The following is a 17,921-nucleotide window of genomic DNA, read 5'->3' on the forward strand; positions in this document are numbered from 1 at the left end:
GACAGGGCATGGAAGAAACGAGCATTATGCCCGACCACCCGGTCGACACCGCTTTGGACCTGCGGATGTGGGTTCGCTTACTCGGCTGCGTGAAGATCATCGAGAAGCGGCTGCGCCGCCGCTTTCAGGAGCAGTTCGATACGACTTTGCCCCGCTTCGATGTCATGGCGGCGCTCGCTCGCGCTCCCGAAGGGATGAACATGGGTGCCCTCTCCCGCGCATTGTTGGTGTCCAACGGCAATGTGACCGCGATTGTCCGCCAGTTGCACGAACAGGGCCATGCCGTAGTGCGCACCAATCCGGGGGATGCCCGTTCGACGATCGTGGCATTGACGCCCTTGGGGAAGAGCTATTTTGAAAAGCTGGCTGCCGCGCATCATCAGTGGGTGCAGGAGGCGTTGCAGGACTTTCCCGAAGATCATCAGCAACAATTGCTCGATCTGCTGACCAGTCTGAAATCCTCTCTGGCCAACCACCTGGCCTGATTCTGGCGAGTTTCGCGCGGAAAGGTTTCCCGCGCGCCTCGCTGTTCGTTGTCGCGAACGTCCCGAAACCGAGACATGATGCGCGAGTGGCGGCCTTTGCCGCATGCTCTACGGTCGAGAACCTGCACTGGCCATGCTAAGGGGTGGCGGAAAGCCGATCATGTCGGCTACCAAAGTCCGGAGAGGAGAAAAAAGAACATGGCCGAGGCCGTTTATCCCGTCCCCGCCCAATGGGCCGCCAACGCCCTTGTCGATGCGGCGCGCTATCAGGAAATGTACCAGAGGTCTGTGGAGGACCCGGAAGGTTTCTGGCGTGACGAAGCGGCGCGGGTCGACTGGATCAGACCGTTCAGCTCGGTCAAGCAAACCAGTTTTCACGAGGCGGATTTCGGCATTTCCTGGTTCGCGGACGGCACGCTCAACCTTTCGGCCAATTGCCTTGATCGTCATCTCGGGACGCGCGGCGATGCCGTTGCCATCCTTTGGGAACCGGACGATCCGGCCAACCCGGCACGGCGCATCACGTACCGGGAACTGCACGATGCCGTTTGCCGCTTCGCCAACCTGCTGAAAGCGCGCGGCGTCCGACGCGGCGACCGCGTAACCATCTATCTGCCCATGGTGCCCGAAGCGGCGGTCGCCATGCTCGCCTGCGCGCGGATCGGCGCCATTCATTCGATCGTTTTCGCGGGCTTTTCGCCTGATGCTCTGGCCGGACGCATCCAGGACTGCGACAGCCGGATCGTGCTAACCGCCGATGAGGGTCTGCGCGGTGGCAAGAAGGTTCCGCTCAAGGCGAATGTCGACGAAGCGCTCAAGCAGTGTCCCGGCGTCGAGACAGTGATCGTCCTCGCGCATACCCGCTCGGGTGCGCCGATGATCGAAGGCCGCGACGTGGACTGGTCCGGCGCCGTTGCCGAACAAAACGCCGAGTGCCCGCCGGAGGAGATGAATGCGGAGGATCCGCTGTTCATCCTTTACACGTCCGGATCGACCGGCAAGCCCAAGGGGGTGCTGCATACGACTGGCGGCTACGCGGTCTGGGTCTCGATGACACACGAGTATGTCTTCGATTATCGACCGGGCCAGGTCTATTGGTGCGCCGCCGACGTGGGCTGGGTTACCGGGCATTCCTATGTCGTCTACGGGCCATTGATGAACGGCGCCACGACCGTGATGTTCGAAGGCGTTCCGAACTTTCCCGACCCCTCGCGCTTCTGGCAAGTGGTGGACAAGTTCAGGGTCGAGATCTTCTACGGCGCCCCTACCGCGCTGCGCGCGCTGATGCGCGAGGGTGACGATTGGGTGAAGCGAACCTCCCGGCAATCGCTGCGCCTGCTGGGTTCAGTGGGAGAGCCGATCAATCCTGAAGCCTGGGAATGGTATCACAAGGTGGTGGGCGAAGGGCGGTGCCCGATCGTCGATACCTGGTGGCAGACCGAGACGGGCGGGGCGATGATTACCCCTCTACCCGGCGCCACCGCGCTGAAGCCCGGTTCCGCATCACGGCCGATGTTCGGGGTTAAGCCCATGCTGCTCGACAATGACGGTCAGGTGCTTGACGGCGCGACGGACGGCTGCCTGGTCATCGCCGATTCCTGGCCAGGGCAGATGCGCACCGTCTGGGGCGATCACGAGCGCTTTTTCCAGACCTATTTCAGCACTTTCAAGGGCTATTATTTCACGGGCGACGGCTGCCGCCGAGATGAGGACGGCTATTATTGGATCACGGGGCGCATCGACGATGTCATCAACGTCTCCGGCCATCGCATGGGCACAGCGGAAATCGAAAGCGCCTTGGTCGCTCACCCCAAGGTGGCCGAAGCGGCGGTGGTGGGCATGCCTCATGAGATCAAGGGGCAGGGCATTTACGCCTTCGTCACCTGCAATGCAGAGGTCGAACCCGACGAGGCGCTGCGCCAGGAACTGATCCGCTGGGTCCGCCAGGAAATCGGCCCGATCGCAACGCCGGACGTGATCCAGTTCGCCCCCGGCCTGCCCAAGACCCGGTCCGGCAAGATCATGCGCCGCATCCTGCGCAAGATCGGGGAGAACGACTTCTCCAACCTGGGCGACACCTCGACCCTGGCTGATCCGTCCGTCGTCGATCACCTGATCGCCAATCGGCCGCACCCGACGCCCGCCTGACGACGAAGAGAGGGGCGCCGAAGCGTTCGCCGACGGCGCCCTCATATCCGCAAAGCGCTACGTCCCCTCGCCACGCGCGAAATCAGATCTCCAGCTGACTGCCCAGTTCGATTACGCGATTGGTGGGAAGCTTGAAGAACTCCATCGCGCTCTGGGCATTGCGAACCATCCAGGCGAACAACTTCTCCCGCCAGATCGCCATGCCCGGCCGGCTTGAGGGGATCAGGGTCTGGCGGGAGAGGAAATAGCTGGTCTCCATCACCTTGAACGGCCCACCGGCCCGCTCTTCGATCGCAAGGACCGCCGGCACGTCCACTTCATCCATGAAGCCGTAGCGCAGAAGGACCCGATAGAATCCCTGCCCCAGCGCTTCGACTTCCGATCGCGCGCTGGCCGGGACGTGCGGCACGCTCTCCGTGTTCACGGTCAGGATCACCACCCGTTCATGCAGGATGTGATTGTGCTTGAGGTTATGCAGCAGGGCCGGGGGAACCCCCTCCGTGGTCGATGCCAGGAACACCGAAGTGCCAGCGATGCGGCGCACTTTCTCAGCTACGGAACTGAGGAACACGTCGACCGGCAGACTGTCCTCGTCCAGTCGCTCCCGCATCAGGCGACGTCCGGTCGCCCAGGTCGTGAGGGCGATGAACACCACGCCCGCAACCAGTAGCGGGAACCAGCCGCCATCGGGGATCTTGGTCATGTTCGAAGCGAAGTACAGACCGTCGATCGTCAGGAACGTCACTGTCACCAGACCCGCGAGCAGCGGATGCCATTTCCACACGGCGAAGACCAGCACGCCCAGCATGCAGGCGGTGATGACCATCGTGCCGGTAACGGCGATGCCGTAGGCCGCGGCCAGGCTGCTGGAGCTGCGGAAGCCGATCACCAGCGCGATCACCATGACCAGGAGGCCCCAGTTGACCAGGGGGACATATATCTGGCCTGCCGCCTTGGCGCTGGTGTGCAGGATCTTGATGCGCGGCAGATAGCCGAGCTGCACCGCCTGCTGCGAAACGGAATAAGCGCCTGATATCACCGCTTGGCTGGCGATGATTGTCGCCAGCGTCGCCAGAATGACCATCGGCAGGCGCCCCCATTCCGGCGCCAGCAGGAAGAACGGATTCTCGATCAGTTCGGGCTGGCGCATGACCAGGGCGGCCTGCCCCAGGTAGTTCACCAATAGGCAGGGGAAGGCGATATAGAGCCACGAGATCATGATCGCCTTGCGGCCGAAATGTCCCATGTCGGCGTAAAGCGCCTCTGCCCCCGTCACCGCCAGCACCACTGAACCAAGCGCGAGAAAGGCAAGCGTCGGGTTCAGCAGAAAGAAATGGACCGCGTGAAGCGGGCTGAGCGCCCCGATCACCTGGGGGGTCTGCGCGACTGACATCGCCCCCAGCACCGCCAGAGTCGCGAAGTAGACGATCATCACCGGCCCGAACAGCTTACCCACTGTAGAGGTGCCGTGCGATTGGATGGAGAACAGACCGATCAGGATGCCGATGGAAATGGGCAGCACCCACTCGGAGAAGCCCTGATGCACCACCGTCAGCCCCTCGACCGCGGATAGCACGGAGATCGCCGGCGTGATGATCGCATCGCCATAGAACAGCGCTGTCGCCACGACGCCCAGAATCACGATGACCGGGCTCCAGCGCGTCTCACCAAGGTGTCGCCGGATCAGCGCGAGCAGCGCCAGGCTGCCGCCTTCCCCGTCATTGTCCGCATGCAGGACGATGAAGACGTACTTGACGGTGACGATCATCATCATCGTCCAGAACATCAGAGAAATAACGCCGAAGATATGCGGCTGATCGACCACCAACGGGTGATGGCCGATGAAGCTTTCCTTCACGGAATAGAGTGGGGAAGTGCCGATGTCGCCGAACACCACGCCCAAGGCGCCGATGGCAAGAGTCGCAAGGCTTTCACGGTGATGCCCGTGTCCCGGTATGTCGCTCATGCCGGGCATCTACGCGCGCGCGCGAAAGAGGACCATGCCCTTTATGGAATCTTTATGCATTGCGGCCGGATTCCCCATGGAACCTTAACGCGCAAGAGGTCCAATAAGGCTCTCGACAGGTAACATCGGGAGTTGCCGCGAGATGGCACGCGCCACGCTATCACAACGATTTTTCGCCCTTCGGGCGGGACGCCGCTGGTGGCCCGCGGAAATCGGAGTCCGCGGATTGGGATTGTTGTTGCTGGCCGCCTGCTGGCATGTGGCGCTGATTGCCCATCGCTTGGCGATCACGCCCGTTCGTCATCCAGCCGGTCTAGCCGAACTGGCGCTCTGCGCGGCTGTCGTGCTGCTGCTTTGCGCGGGCATGACGCTCACCTTCGCCGGGCCGTGGCTGTTCCGCGACGTCCCGCTTCCACCCCATTTCACGCGCCGAACGGATACCAAGCGATGAACGATCTCATCTGGCTGTCAACACTCGCCGGCCTATTCGTCCTGACGCTGGCTTACGTGCGCCTGTGCGACCGCGCCTGACCGTCCGGGTCTGAGGAGAATTACCAAAATGCCGCTTCCCTTTGTGCTCGCCGGCCTCACGGCGGCCGGGCTTCTCGCTTATCTTGTGGCCGTGCTGATCCGGCCCGAACGGTTCTGAAGGGAACCTCCGATGACCTTGCAGGGTTGGACGCTGATCCTTGTCTTCACCGCGATCACCATCGCATTGACCAAGCCGATGGGAATCTGGCTTCACGCCGTCTACGAAGGCCGACGCACACCGCTTCACGCAGTGCTGGCGCCTGTTGAACGGGGCTTTTACAGACTCGCCGGGATCGATCCGAACGCCGAGCAGGGCTGGCGGCGCTATACGGTGCATATGCTGGTCTTCCAGCTTGTCACACTGCTCTTCACATACTTCATCCTGCGCTTCCAGAATCTGCTGCCGATGAACCCGCGCGGTCTTGCCGGGCAGGACTCACATCTGGCATTCAACACGGCGGTCAGCTTCACGACCAATACCAACTGGCAGAGCTATTCGGGCGAGACGCTCTCCAACCTCAGCCAGATGCTGGGGCTGACCATTCACAATTTCCTGTCAGCGGCGACCGGCATCGCCATCGCCTTTGCATTGATCCGTGGTTTCGCGCGGCGCGAAACGAGCGGCATCGGCAACTTCTGGGCCGACCTGACCCGGATCACACTCTACGTCCTGTTGCCTGCCTGCGTGGTCTATGCGCTGTTCCTGATCGCCTGCGGGGTGCCGCAGACTTTCGCCTCGCTGGTTGACGCGCAGACGCTCGAAGGCGCGAAACAGACGATCCTGCTTGGTCCCGTCGCCTCGCAGGAAGCGATCAAGATGCTGGGCACTAACGGCGGCGGCTTCTTCAACGCCAACTCCGCCCATCCCTTCGAGAATCCCACGGCGCTGACCAACTTCGTTCAGATGCTGTCGATCTTCGCGCTCGGCGTCGGCCTGACCTGGGTGTTCGGCAAGGCGGTGAACAATACGCGCCAGGGCTGGGCGATCCTGGCGGCGATGATGCTGCTGTTCCTGGGCGGAGTGACGATCGCCTATTGGCAGGAAGCGGCCGGCAATCCCGTGCTGCACAATCTGGGGGTCGCGGGCGTCAATATGGAGGGCAAGGAAGTGCGCTTCGGCGCCGCCGCCTCCGCCCTGTTCGCCACTGTGACAACGGACGCTTCCTGCGGCGCGGTCAATGCCATGCATGACAGCTTCACGGCGTTAGGTGGCCTGGTCCCGCTGTTCAACATCCAGTTGGGTGAGATCATCGTCGGCGGCGTCGGCGCGGGCCTTTACGGCTTCCTGCTCTTCGCCATCCTCGCCGTCTTCGTGGCGGGGCTGATGGTCGGGCGCACGCCTGAATATGTCGGCAAGAAGATCGAAAGCCGCGAGGTCAAGTTCGCCGTGCTGGCGATCGCGGTCCTGCCGCTGATGATCCTGGGCCTGAGCGCGATCGGCGCGGTCCTGCCCGGGGGCCTTGCGGGGCCGCTGAACAAGGGCCCGCACGGCTTTTCGGAGATTCTCTATGCCTTCAGTTCGGGCACGGGGAACAACGGTTCGGCCTTCGCCGGCCTGACCGCCGCGACCCCCTTCTATGATGGGCTGCTGGGCCTGGCGATGTGGGTGGGACGCTTCTTCATGATCGTGCCCGCCATGGCCATCGCGGGCAGTCTAGCCGCCAAGAAATATCACCCGGAAACCACCGGCTCTTTTCCCACCACCGGCGCGCTCTGGGTCGGGCTGCTGATCGGGCTGATCCTCATCATCGGCGGGCTGACCTTTCTTCCCAGCCTCGCGCTCGGGCCGATCGCCGATCATCTTGCGATGATCCACGGCCAACTCTTCTGACAGGTGTCGCGCGTATGACCACCTCAACCATGTTTTCCGCCAAGCTGATCGGCCCGGCCATCGGTGATGCGTTCAAAAAGCTCGCCCCGCGCGACCTGGTGAAGAACCCCGTTCTTTTCACGACCGCAGTGGTGGCGCTGCTGCTTACCCTGCTGCTGTTCATCGGGGGAAACGGGCTGCCCATATCCTTCCAGATCCAGTTGATCGTCTGGCTCTGGCTGACCGTGCTGTTCGGCACTTTCGCCGAAGCGCTGGCCGAGGGACGCGGCCGCGCGCAAGCCGCCTCGTTGCGCGCGACCAAAGCCGACCTGACCGCGAAGCTGCCTTCCGGCAAGGTGGTCGCGGCGTCTCAGCTCAAGCGAGGCGAAGTGGTGTTGGTCGAAACCGGCGATCTTATCCCCGCCGACGGCGAAGTGATCGAAGGCGTCGCCTCAGTCAACGAAGCGGCAATCACCGGCGAGAGCGCGCCCGTGATCCGCGAGGCAGGCGGCGACCGTTCCGCCGTTACCGCCGGCACTCGCGTGATCTCGGATTCGATCAAGGTCAGAGTCACGCAGGAGCCAGGCCAGGGCTTCCTGGACCGGATGATCGCTCTGGTCGAAGGCGCGGAACGACAGAAGACCCCTAACGAAATCGCCCTCACCATCCTGCTTGTCGGCCTGACCATCATCTTCCTGATAGCGGTCGCCACCATTCCCGGATTTGTCTCCTATGCCAGCGGCGGGGTTCCCGTGGCGATCCTGGCCGCGCTGCTCATCACTCTGATCCCCACCACGATCGCCGCGCTGCTTTCAGCCATCGGCATCGCCGGAATGGACCGGCTGGTGCGCTTCAACGTCCTGGCCAAATCCGGCCGCGCGGTCGAGGCGGCGGGCGATGTCGACGTGTTGCTGCTGGACAAGACCGGCACGATCACCATCGGCGATCGCCAGGCGAGCGAGTTCCGCCCCCTCGCGGGCGTAATGGTCGGCGATCTGGCGCACGCGGCCATGATGGCCAGCCTGGCCGACGAGACGCCGGAGGGCCGCTCGATCGTGGTGCTGGCGCGCGAGAAATACAGCATCGCCGAAGCGCGACTGCCGGCCGACGCCGAAGTGATCCCTTTCACAGCGCAAACGCGCATCTCCGGCGTCAAGGGATCGATCGGCCTCATCCAGAAAGGCGCCGTCGATGCGATCCTGCGCGCCAATCCCGATGCGGCGGCGACATCCGCCGCGACTGAGCTGCGCCGCGTGACGGAAGAGATCGCCCGCTCCGGCCAGACCCCGCTGGCAGTGGCCCGCGACGGGAAGCTGCTGGGCATGATCGCCTTGAAAGACGTCATCAAGGCGGGAGTGCGTGAACGCTTCGCCGAACTGCGCCGCATGGGCATCCGCACGGTCATGATTACCGGCGACAATCCGCTCACCGCCGCGTCCATCGCCGCCGAAGCAGGAGTCGACGATTTCCTGGCCGAGGCGACGCCGGAGGACAAGCTGGAGTTGATCCGCAAGGAACAGCAGGGCGGCCGGCTGGTGGCCATGTGCGGGGACGGAACCAACGACGCACCGGCCCTTGCGCAAGCGGACGTCGGCGTCGCGATGAACACAGGCACCCAGGCCGCGCGTGAGGCAGGCAATATGGTGGACCTTGACAGCGATCCCACCAAGCTTATCGAAATCGTCGGGCTCGGCAAGCAGATGCTGATGACGCGCGGGGCGCTGACGACCTTCTCCGTAGCGAATGACGTCGCCAAATACTTCGCGATCATCCCGGCGATGTTCATCGCGCTTTATCCGGGGCTGGCGACGCTCAACATCATGGGCCTCGCCAGCCCGCGCAGCGCAATCCTTTCAGCGATCATCTTCAACGCCCTTATCATTCCCGCGCTAGTGCCGCTGGCCCTGCGGGGCGTCACGTACCGGCCGATCGGCGCCGGGCCGCTGCTCGCCCGCAATCTCGCGATCTATGGCGTCGGCGGGCTGATTGCGCCCTTCATCGGCATCAAGGCGATCGACTTGATCGTCGGCGGCCTTCACCTCGTCTGAGGACAGGACAATGCTCAACGACTTCACCACCTCCCTTCGTCCCGCGTTGGTGCTAACCGCACTCTTCGCGTTGCTGCTTGGGCTTGCCTATCCGACGGCCCTGACGGGGATCGGCCAACTCGTGTTTCCGGCGCAGGCCAATGGCAGCCTGATCCGCCACAACGGCAAAGTGGTCGGCTCCGAATTGATCGGCCAGGCTTTCGCCGGCGCCGGTTATTTCCACGATCGCCCCTCGGCCGCGGGCAAGGGCTATGACGCCACTGCGTCGAGCGGCTCGAACCTGGGCCCCACCAGCAAGGCGCTGGCGGACCGCATCAAGGGCGACCTGGCGTCGCTGAGCCCCTCAGGCACGCGTATTCCCACGGATCTGGTAACGACGTCCGCATCTGGTCTCGATCCGCATATCAGCCCAGAGGCGGCTCTGTTCCAGGTGTCGCGCGTGGCTTCGGCGCGCGGCCTGCCGGAGGCGGGCGTGCGCGACCTGGTCGAGCGGCACAAACAAGAACCGCTCCTCGGCTTTCTCGGCGAACCGCGTGTTAATGTCCTCGAACTCAACTTGGCTCTCGACAGGCTGGCGCAAGGGAGCGCAAGACCTGTCCGGTGAACGAACAGCGTCCTGACCCGGAAGCCCTGCTGCGCGCCGCCAAGCGCGAGGGACGCGGCCGCCTAAAGGTTTTCCTCGGGGCGGCTCCCGGCGTTGGCAAAACCTATGAAATGCTGAGCGACGGCGCCGTCCGCCGGGAAAACGGCGTCGATGTGGTCGTGGGCGTCGTCGAGACGCATGGGCGGCAGGAAACCGCCTCCAAAGTGCGCGGGTTCGAAGTCGTCCCCCGCCACCGCGTCCCGTATCAGGGGCACGTGCTTGACGAGATGGACATCGATGCCGTCCTTGCCCGCCGGCCCGCGCTGGTGCTGGTGGATGAGCTGGCGCATACTAACGCGCCCGGCAGCCGGCACGACAAGCGCTGGCAGGACGTGGAAGAACTGCGCGACGCCGGGATCGACGTTTATTCCACGCTTAATATCCAGCACCTTGAAAGCCTGAACGACGTCGTCGCGTCGTTCACGCGAGTGCGGGTGCGCGAAACGCTGCCGGACAAAGTGCTGGACGGCGCGGAGATCGAAGTCGTCGACATTCCCCCGGACGACCTCATCGAGAGGCTGCGCGAAGGCAAAGTCTACGTGCCTGACGAGGCGACCCGCGCGCTGGGGAATTTCTTTTCCAAATCCAATCTGTCCGCCTTGCGCGAGCTGGCGCTGCGCTTTGCCGCGCAAACTGTTGACGCGCAGATGCTGGACTATGTCCGCGCGCATGCGATGGAGGGAACCTGGGCTGGAGGTGATCGCCTCGTCGCCGCGATCAGCGAGCAGGGAGGCGCCCTTGAGCTGGTTCGCGCGGCCAAGCGGCTGGCCGACGCGTTGCGTGCGCCGTGGACGGCCGTGCATATCGAAACCCCACGCAGCGCCGCGTTCACCGACGTCGAGAACATCCAGCTTGCCGATGCCCTGCATCTGGCGGCGCAGCTCGGCGGGCAAGTGGCGACCGTTCCAGCCGAATCCGTTCTTGAGGGCCTGAAGAACTTCACCGCGCAGGCACGCGCCACGCAGCTCATCGTCGGCAAGTCGATCCGCTCCCGCTGGTTCGAGTTACGACACGGCTCGATCGTCGACCGGCTGGTGCGCGAAACGCCCGGTCTTGCCGTCCACGTCCTGCCTACGACGCCGGCCCCGGTTCCCAGGGGGCTCCGGCTGCGCCCACCCGGCGAATGGGGCAGTCTGACGGGCTATCTGTTCTCGCTCGCCTTGACAGCCATGGTCACGCTTATCGGCACCGCCATCCTTTCAAGCGGCAATATCACTGACCTCGGGCTGCTTTATCTGCTTCCGGTGATGTTCGCGGCAACGCGTTATGGCCTGCGCACCGGCATCGTCACCAGCCTGGCTTGCTCGCTGGCCTACAACTTCTTCTTCCTGCCTCCGACGCACACTCTGACCATCGAGGACCCGCGCAACATCATCACCGTGTTGATGCTCCTGGGCGTCGCCATCGTCAGCAGCCAGCTCGCAGCCCGGGTGCGCGCGCATGCCCTGCTCTCTCAGGCCAGCGCCGCGCAGAACAGCGCCCTCGCCGGGTTCGCAAGGCAGCTCACCGGCATCAGAACCAGCGATGAACTCGCGCAAGTGCTCTGCACCGAAATCGGTGGCCTGCTGGATGCACATACGCTGTTGCTGATGCCGGATGAGGACGGGCTTTCGCAGCGATGGAGCTGGCCGCAAGGCGCTCATCTCGAAACGCTGGATTTGGCCGCGGCGCGCTGGTGCTTCGCGAACAACCGCCCGGCCGGTCGCGGATCGGACACGCTGACGTCATCGGAATGGCTGTTTCATCCCATCGCCGCGGGCGGCACCGCGCTGGGCGTTTTCGGTCTCGCCCGAAGCGACGCGCGCGCGCCGGTACGGGCCGATCAACAACCCTTGCTACTCAGCTTTCTCGATCAGGCCGGATTGGCGCTTGAGCGGATCGAACTCGAAGCGCGCATGGGCGATCTGTCCCAGGCCCGCGAACGCGACCGGCTGCGGCACTCGCTGCTGTCCTCGGTCAGTCACGATTTGCGCACGCCGCTCACCACGATCATGGCCACTCTTGCCGCGATCGACGCGAAAGAGCCGCAACAGGCGGCGCAAGTCGCGGCGGCGCGCGGAGAGGCGGAGCGGTTGCATCGCTTCGTCACCAACTTGCTCGAAATGGCCCGCATCGAAGCCGGCGCACTGCATGGAAAGACGCAGCCCGTGGCGCTTGACGAAGCCGTCGCCGAAGCGCTGCACGGCCTGCGGCCCTTGCTGGCGGGCCGCCCGGTTACAACGGAGCTTGCGTCCGATCTGCCCATGGTGCTGGTCGACCCGAACCTGTTTCACCATTGCCTGACCAACCTGATCGAAAACGCCGCCAAGTATGGCGATCCCGACACGCCGATTTCCATCTGCGCCGCACGCACCGGCGGCGGCCTGGCCCTGTCCGTCTCTGACCGGGGGCCCGGCATTCCCCAGGGAGAGGAAGAGCGGATCTTCGAAACCTTCGCGCGTATCGAGGGGTCTGATCGCAAGGGCGGAACGGGCCTTGGCCTCGCGATCGTGAAGGGCTTCGCCACCGCCATGGGCCTGCACGTCACGGCGGCCAACCGCGATGACGGCCAGGGCGCCTGCTTCACCATTCATTTCGACACGGCGCACCTAAAGGATTGGCCAGGAATATGACGCCGAGCGCCACCATTCTCGTCGTCGATGACGAACCCGCCATTCGGCGCCTGTTCCACGCCGGCCTCGCCCGCGCGGGATATACAGTGATAGAAGCTGAGAACGCGCGGGAAGCCCTGAATGCCCTGCAGATCGATAAGCCCCAACTCGTTCTGCTCGACCTTGGCCTGCCGGACCGGGACGGACTGGAACTGATCCCTATCATGCAGGGCCACACTGCGATCATCGTCGTCTCCGCCCGTGACGCGACGGAGCAGAAAGTGGCCGCGCTTGACCTGGGCGCGGACGATTACGTCTCGAAGCCCTTTGACAGCGAGGAGGTGCTTGCCCGCATCCGCCGCGCCCTGCGCCATCGCTTCCCCGCCGACGCGGCTGAAAAGCCCTTCCGGCACGGTGATGTCGAAATAGACCTTGCCGCCCGCACGGTTCGCAAGAACGGGAACGAGGTTCACCTGACGCCCAAGGAATACGCCTTCCTGTCCGAACTGGCGCGAAGCCCCGGACGGGTCATCACCCATGCGCAATTGCTGAAGTCCGTCTGGGGCCCCGGTCATGAAGCTGACGTGGAATACCTGCGCGTCGCTGCACGGGGCATTCGCAGAAAGTTGGAAGACAATCCCGCGCAACCGGCTCTGCTGCGCAATGAGCCCGGAATCGGCTATCGACTGGCCTGCGTGGATTGAGGGCGGCCTGCTGGGAATTACCTGTCGAAACCGTTTTCCTACCTCGGTCGAAAGCGGTAATCCCATGGTATGACAAGTGCTTGCCCCCTTCCCTTCGCGCATGAGCAGGTCTTGTCTGCGGCGGATGACACTTCCGCCTCTGAACTGTGTAAACTGTGTCAACCTGATGCGGCAGGGCCGGCGTAAAGGCGTTCCATGCTCATTGAGATCAATTTTGACGGGATTGTCGGTCCCACTCACAATTACGCCGGGCTGAGCCTGGGCAACCTGGCGTCCACGCGCAATTTCGGGAAAGTCTCCCGGCCGCGCGATGCGGCGTTGCAGGGGCTGGCGAAGATGCGCGCCAATCTGAATCTGGGATTGCCGCAAGGTCTCTTCGTCCCTCTGCGCCGGCCGAACGAAGAATGGCTGCGACAGCTCGGCACAAGGATGGACAGAGCGGGCGCCGCGCTGCAAGCCAATGCCTTGTCCGCCTCCTCGATGTGGGCGGCCAATGCGGCGACCGTCTCACCGGCGCCCGATACGATTGACGGACTCTGCCACCTGACCGTCGCCAACCTCGTGACAATGCCGCATCGCAGCCACGAATGGCGCGAGACGCTGGCGCAGTTGCGCCTCGCCTTTGCCGATACCGCGCATTTCGCCGTTCACGCGCCGGTGCCCGCTCCGTTCGGCGACGAGGGCGCGGCCAATCACATGCGCCTTTGTGCGGACCATGCTGCGCCCGGCATCGAGATCTTCGTTTACGGGGAAGGCGGCGGCCCCTTCCCCGCGCGCCAGCATCGCGAAGCGAGCGAGGCGGTGGCGCGCATTCATAGGCTGCACCCGACCCGGACCGTTTTTGCCCGGCAATCAGCAGAAGCGATCGCAGCGGGGGCGTTCCACAACGATGTTGTCGCCGTGGCTAACGAACGTGTGCTTTTCGCGCATGAACTGGCATTTGCCGATCGCGACGCCTTTTATGAAACGCTGCGCGAAAAACTGCCCGGGGTGGAGCTCGTGGAAGTTCCCGCCAGCGCGGTCAGCCTGGAGGATGCGATCGCATCGTACCTCTTCAACGCACAACTGGTGACGCTGCCGTCAGGCGAAATGGCGCTGGTGTTGCCGGGAGAGGCGCGGGAGACCCCGGCCGTCTGGCAATGGCTGGAAGCCCATGTCGCCGGCAATGGGCCGATCCGCCATCTCTTCGTGCATGACTTGCGGGAATCCATGGCCAATGGCGGCGGCCCGGCCTGCCTGCGCCTGCGAGTGGTCGCCGATCCGGCGACGGTGGACCCGCGCTTCCTCGCCACGCCCGCCAAACTGGACCGGATCGAGGCGCTGGTCCGCGCGCATTGGCCGGAGCAGATCACGGCTCAGGATATTTCCAGTCCGGCGCTCTGGCGCGACTGTCTTGCCGCCCGCGAGGCCCTATGCGCCGAACTGGAATTGTCGGAACTGTGCTGGGATCAGGCGGGGTTGTCCGGCTGATTATCCGGGTGCGCGGTCATGAAGGCTGGCAGTTCCAGGCAGGCCGCCTCGATTCGCGTGCAGTGGCGATAATCGGCAAGGTCAAAGGCCATCCTGCGGGCATTATAAAGCTGCGGGATCAGCACGCATTCGAACAGGCCGGGCTCGTCCGCCAGGAAATCGCCCGCCCCGCGCCGGGCGAGTTGCGTCTCGACCCCGCTGAGGGTCCGTGCCAGCCAGTGACGATACCAGGTATCCACTTCCTCCTGGGTGTGGCCGAGATCATGCTTGAGATAGCGAAGCACCGGCAAGTTGAGCGGGGAATGAAGCTCAGTGGCAATCGCATAGGCCAATTCGCGGATGCCAAAGCGCGCGTCGGCATCGCCGGGCAGCAGCAGATGCGGCTCGGGAAAACGTTCGTCCAGCCATTCGAGGATCGCCATCGACTGCGCATAAACGCGCCCTTCGAACTCCAGCGCGGGCACCCCGCCGAACGGGTTGATCTCGCGATATGCCTCGTCGCGCTGTTCGGATTTCAGGAGGTTCACGGGAATGACTTCATAGGCCAGTCCCTTCAGATTGAGCGCGATCCGCACCCGATAACTGGTGGAACTGCGAAAATAGGCATGAAGGCGCATGAGGTTTCCTTGGGCGATCGTTGCGCGCAGCCGGGCCGCGCACCGGAACCCTTCTTCCTACGCAGCCTTTCGTCAAGCTTATCCTCGACCCGCCGCGCAGGGAGTTCCGCCCTTCCGCTACTGCGCCGGTTCGACTTTCAGCACGCCTCGGCGCACCTGGTCCCGCTCCATGGATTCGAACAGCGCCTTGAAATTGCCTTCGCCAAAGCCCTCGTCGCCCTTACGCTCGATGAACTCGAAGAAGACGGGACCGATACGGGGTTCCGCGAAGATCTGCAGCAGCAGCCGGGGCTTTCCGTGTTGGGTGGCGCCGTCAAGCAGAATGCCGCGCGACTTCAATTCGCTCACGGACTGGCCATGCCCCGGCAGGCGGTCCTCCAGCATCTCGTAATAAGTCGCAGGCGGCGCGGTCATGAACGGTACGCCGAATTGCCGCAGGTGATCCCAGGTCGCCACCAAATCGTCGGTTATCAGCGCGATATGCTGAATGCCTTCGCCGTTGAACTGGCGCAGGAACTCCTCGATCTGGCCCTTCTTGCCCTCCCCTTCCTCGTTAAGGGGGATGCGGATCCTGCCGTCCGGCGCCGTGAGCGCCTTCGAGGTAAGGCCGGTGTATTCACCCTTGATGTCGAAATAGCGGATCTCGCGAAAGTTGAAGAGCTTTTCGTAATAGTCCGCCCAATAGGCCATGCGGCCGCCGTAGACATTGTGCGTCAAGTGATCGATCAGCTTCAGTCCGGCGCCGACCGGATGCCTGTCCACGCCGGGCAAGTATTCGAAATCGATGTCATAGATGGAGAGCCCGCCGTCTCCGTTCCGTTCATAACGGTCGATCAGGTAAATGATCGAATTGCCGATGCCACGAATGCCGGGGAGGTGCAGTTCCATCGGCCCCGTCGCCACTTGCACCGGCTCGGCCGAGCGGGCGAGCAGTTCAGCATAGGCCCGCCGCGCATCGCGCACGCGAAAGCCCATGCCACAGGCCGAAGGGCCGTGTTCGCGGCTGAAAAACCAGGCCGGGCTGTGCGCCTCGTAATTAGTAATGAAATTGATCCCGCCCTGACGCCATAGCTCGACGTCCTTGGAGCGATGGCGCGCGATCCAGGCAAAACCCATGGCCTCGAATACCGGTTCCAGCACCCCCTTTTCAGGCGCGGAAAATTCCACGAACTCGAACCCGTCAAGGCCGATGGGATTTTCGAACAGGTCGCTCATGCTCTTGCTCCGGAAAAAGGGATGGGGTTTTCGTCTGGAAGACATTCGCCGGCCGGCAAGGGAGGCACATCGCGCCATGTCCGATAGATCGGACCGAAATCCAGCCCGACCAATCCGTCGATAAGCTGCGGCAAGTCATCGAGGACAAAGTATGTCTTCTGGAATTTGTCGATCATATATGCGGTGCGCATCACCCGCACCGGGTCGAACGGCAGCCGCAGCACTTGCGCGTCCGTCACCGCATAAACCGTCTCTCCGGCCGAGGAGATGATGCCCGCTCCGAAGACCTTGAGACCGCCGTGCTCGCGGACCAGCCCGAACTCAATGGTGTACCAGTAAATGCGCGCCAGCATCTCCAGCGCGCCCATGGCCATCGCTCGCTTTCCCGCCCGGCCGTAAAGTTCAAGGAAATCGGCGATCGCCGGGTCAAGCAGCATCGGCACGTGACCAAAGAAATCGTGAAACACGTCTGGTTCGACCAGGTAGTCCAACTCATGCTCCTCGCGCAGCCAGCGCGTGACCGGGAAACGACGATGAGCGAGATGATCGAAGAACGTATCGTCAGGGATGAAGCCAGGCACCGCAACCAGCCGCCAACCGGTGGCGGAGCCCAGCAGCGCATTGGCGTCCTCGAAACGGGGTATCCCCTGGCCGCAATCGAGCCGGGCCAGTCCTTCGCGGAACGAGGCGCAGGCATGGCGTTCGACCAGTTTCGTCTGGCGTGCATGGAGGCGTCGCCACCGATCATGCATCTCCGGCGTATAGGCATGCCAGTCCTGGCCGACGACATAATCGTCGGCAGCGCCTTCGTACTCTCCCCGAAGGCCGCTATCGGATGTCTGGGTGCGCGGGGTCTTCATGCGGGAGAACATAGCACGAAGAGCACGTCATTTCCGTGCGATTGCGCTATCGGGAATGCAGTTTATTAGTGGAATCAGCTATCCGTTCCGGCGTTAGGAGGCGATCCGTGCATCTGGATGAATTTGATCGCAAGATCATCGGGTCTTTGCAGGAAGACGCGCGCATGCCCGTCGCCCAAGTAGCGGAACGTGCGGCGCTCTCGTCCACGCCAGTCAGCCGCCGAATCAAGCGGCTGGAGGATGAAGGGGTGATCCGGGGCTATCAGCCCGTTCTGGATACGCGGAGGCTAGGGTTCGAACTTGACGCCTATGTGCTCATCAATCTCGACGGTCACAGCGACGCGAACATTTCGCGCTTCGAACAGGCGATTCAGGAGAACCGCTATGTCGTGGCCTGCCACGCGGTAACGGGCGACATGGATTATCTCGTCCATGTCATCGCAAGGGATGTTGAGCATCTTTCGCAGATCACCCTCAAGACTCTGGTGCGGATTCCCGGCGTGCGCGACGTGAAGTCGATCATCGTGCTGGAAACGATCAAGCAGGCGCGGGCCCTGCCGTTGGAATAGCCGAACCAGCGGCGTCGCGCAGAGCGACCTTTTTGCCGGAAACGCCGAAGTATATCGCGACTGCACAATTTTCAGGCAGGTCATGCCCGAATCTTGGACAGAAACGGCGGCAAATCCGGCAGCGGCCGGACCATGCGTTGTCCGCCGTTATGACAAATCACACGATTCCCGTCTTTTCGCGATTGCACACTTGTCCTACGACGAACGGCGGAGCATTGGCACGATTCTTGATGGAGACTCCATACGGAGTCGCGCGCGAGGCAT

15 protein-coding genes are annotated in these 17,921 nt (G+C 63.3%); 11 read left to right on the forward strand and 4 right to left on the reverse strand.

Features of this window, described 5'->3' with window-relative positions:
• Nucleotides 1-8: 8 nt before the first annotated feature.
• Nucleotides 9-485, forward strand: coding sequence for a MarR family winged helix-turn-helix transcriptional regulator (locus V7D69_RS07100; protein ID WP_324064662.1), 477 nt, complete (start codon nt 9-11; stop codon nt 483-485).
• A gap of 198 nt (nt 486-683) precedes the next feature.
• Nucleotides 684-2,633 carry an acetate--CoA ligase gene (acs, locus tag V7D69_RS07105; protein ID WP_324064661.1) on the forward strand — a complete coding sequence of 650 codons (1,950 nt, stop codon included), beginning with the start codon at nt 684-686 and terminating at the stop codon, nt 2,631-2,633.
• Between the two features lie 82 nt (nt 2,634-2,715).
• Here the strand turns inward: acs and V7D69_RS07110 are convergent, their stop codons facing one another.
• On the reverse strand, nt 2,716-4,599 hold the full coding sequence (locus tag V7D69_RS07110) for a potassium transporter Kup (protein WP_324064148.1): 1,884 nt from the start codon (nt 4,597-4,599) through the stop codon (nt 2,716-2,718).
• A gap of 226 nt (nt 4,600-4,825) precedes the next feature.
• On the opposite strand from V7D69_RS07110, the gene V7D69_RS07115 reads away from it, so the two are divergent.
• The 8 genes from V7D69_RS07115 to V7D69_RS07150 all read left to right on the forward strand — a co-directional run bounded on the left by V7D69_RS07115 (nt 4,826) and on the right by V7D69_RS07150 (nt 14,396).
• Nucleotides 4,826-5,050, forward strand: coding sequence for a hypothetical protein (locus tag V7D69_RS07115; protein ID WP_333605430.1), 225 nt, complete (start codon nt 4,826-4,828; stop codon nt 5,048-5,050).
• A gap of 108 nt (nt 5,051-5,158) precedes the next feature.
• The gene (gene kdpF, locus V7D69_RS07120) at nt 5,159-5,248 is read left to right on the forward strand and encodes a K(+)-transporting ATPase subunit F (protein WP_324064146.1); all 90 of its coding nucleotides are present in this window, start codon (nt 5,159-5,161) and stop codon (nt 5,246-5,248) included.
• Nucleotides 5,249-5,260: 12 nt separating this feature from the next.
• On the forward strand, nt 5,261-6,961 hold the full coding sequence (gene kdpA, locus V7D69_RS07125) for a potassium-transporting ATPase subunit KdpA (RefSeq protein ID WP_324064145.1): 1,701 nt from the start codon (nt 5,261-5,263) through the stop codon (nt 6,959-6,961).
• A 14-nt stretch (nt 6,962-6,975) separates the two neighbouring features.
• The gene (gene kdpB / locus V7D69_RS07130; RefSeq protein WP_333605431.1) at nt 6,976-8,988 is read left to right on the forward strand and encodes a potassium-transporting ATPase subunit KdpB; all 2,013 of its coding nucleotides are present in this window, start codon (nt 6,976-6,978) and stop codon (nt 8,986-8,988) included.
• A 10-nt stretch (nt 8,989-8,998) separates the two neighbouring features.
• Complete coding sequence (gene kdpC, locus V7D69_RS07135; RefSeq protein WP_324064143.1) at nt 8,999-9,592, forward strand: potassium-transporting ATPase subunit KdpC; 594 nt, start codon at nt 8,999-9,001, stop codon at nt 9,590-9,592.
• Nucleotides 9,589-12,243 (forward strand): sensor histidine kinase KdpD, encoded by a 2,655-nt coding sequence (locus V7D69_RS07140; protein ID WP_333605432.1) that lies wholly within the window; start codon nt 9,589-9,591, stop codon nt 12,241-12,243. The genes kdpC and V7D69_RS07140 overlap by 4 nt, the downstream gene beginning before the upstream one ends.
• Nucleotides 12,240-12,926, forward strand: coding sequence for a response regulator transcription factor (locus V7D69_RS07145; RefSeq protein ID WP_324064141.1), 687 nt, complete (start codon nt 12,240-12,242; stop codon nt 12,924-12,926). The genes V7D69_RS07140 and V7D69_RS07145 overlap by 4 nt, the downstream gene beginning before the upstream one ends.
• A gap of 195 nt (nt 12,927-13,121) precedes the next feature.
• Complete coding sequence (locus tag V7D69_RS07150) at nt 13,122-14,396, forward strand: N-succinylarginine dihydrolase (RefSeq protein WP_324064140.1); 1,275 nt, start codon at nt 13,122-13,124, stop codon at nt 14,394-14,396.
• Here the strand turns inward: V7D69_RS07150 and maiA are convergent.
• The 3 genes from maiA to phhA form a co-directional block, all read right to left on the reverse strand.
• Nucleotides 14,375-15,013 (reverse strand): maleylacetoacetate isomerase, encoded by a 639-nt coding sequence (gene maiA / locus V7D69_RS07155; protein ID WP_324064139.1) that lies wholly within the window; start codon nt 15,011-15,013, stop codon nt 14,375-14,377. The two genes, V7D69_RS07150 and maiA, sit on opposite strands and share 22 nt — an antisense overlap.
• A 117-nt stretch (nt 15,014-15,130) precedes the next feature.
• The gene (gene hppD / locus V7D69_RS07160) at nt 15,131-16,228 is read right to left on the reverse strand and encodes a 4-hydroxyphenylpyruvate dioxygenase (protein WP_333605433.1); all 1,098 of its coding nucleotides are present in this window, start codon (nt 16,226-16,228) and stop codon (nt 15,131-15,133) included.
• The gene (phhA, locus tag V7D69_RS07165; protein ID WP_324064137.1) at nt 16,225-17,088 is read right to left on the reverse strand and encodes a phenylalanine 4-monooxygenase; all 864 of its coding nucleotides are present in this window, start codon (nt 17,086-17,088) and stop codon (nt 16,225-16,227) included. Before phhA ends, hppD begins: the two co-directional genes overlap by 4 nt.
• A 107-nt stretch (nt 17,089-17,195) precedes the next feature.
• Here phhA and V7D69_RS07170 point away from each other — a divergent pair, with 107 nt between their 5' ends.
• Complete coding sequence (locus tag V7D69_RS07170; protein ID WP_324064136.1) at nt 17,196-17,657, forward strand: Lrp/AsnC family transcriptional regulator; 462 nt, start codon at nt 17,196-17,198, stop codon at nt 17,655-17,657.
• The last annotated feature ends 264 nt before the right edge of the window (nt 17,658-17,921 follow it).

Source organism: Novosphingobium sp. (genome assembly GCF_036733805.1).
Lineage (GTDB): Bacteria > Pseudomonadota > Alphaproteobacteria > Sphingomonadales > Sphingomonadaceae > Novosphingobium.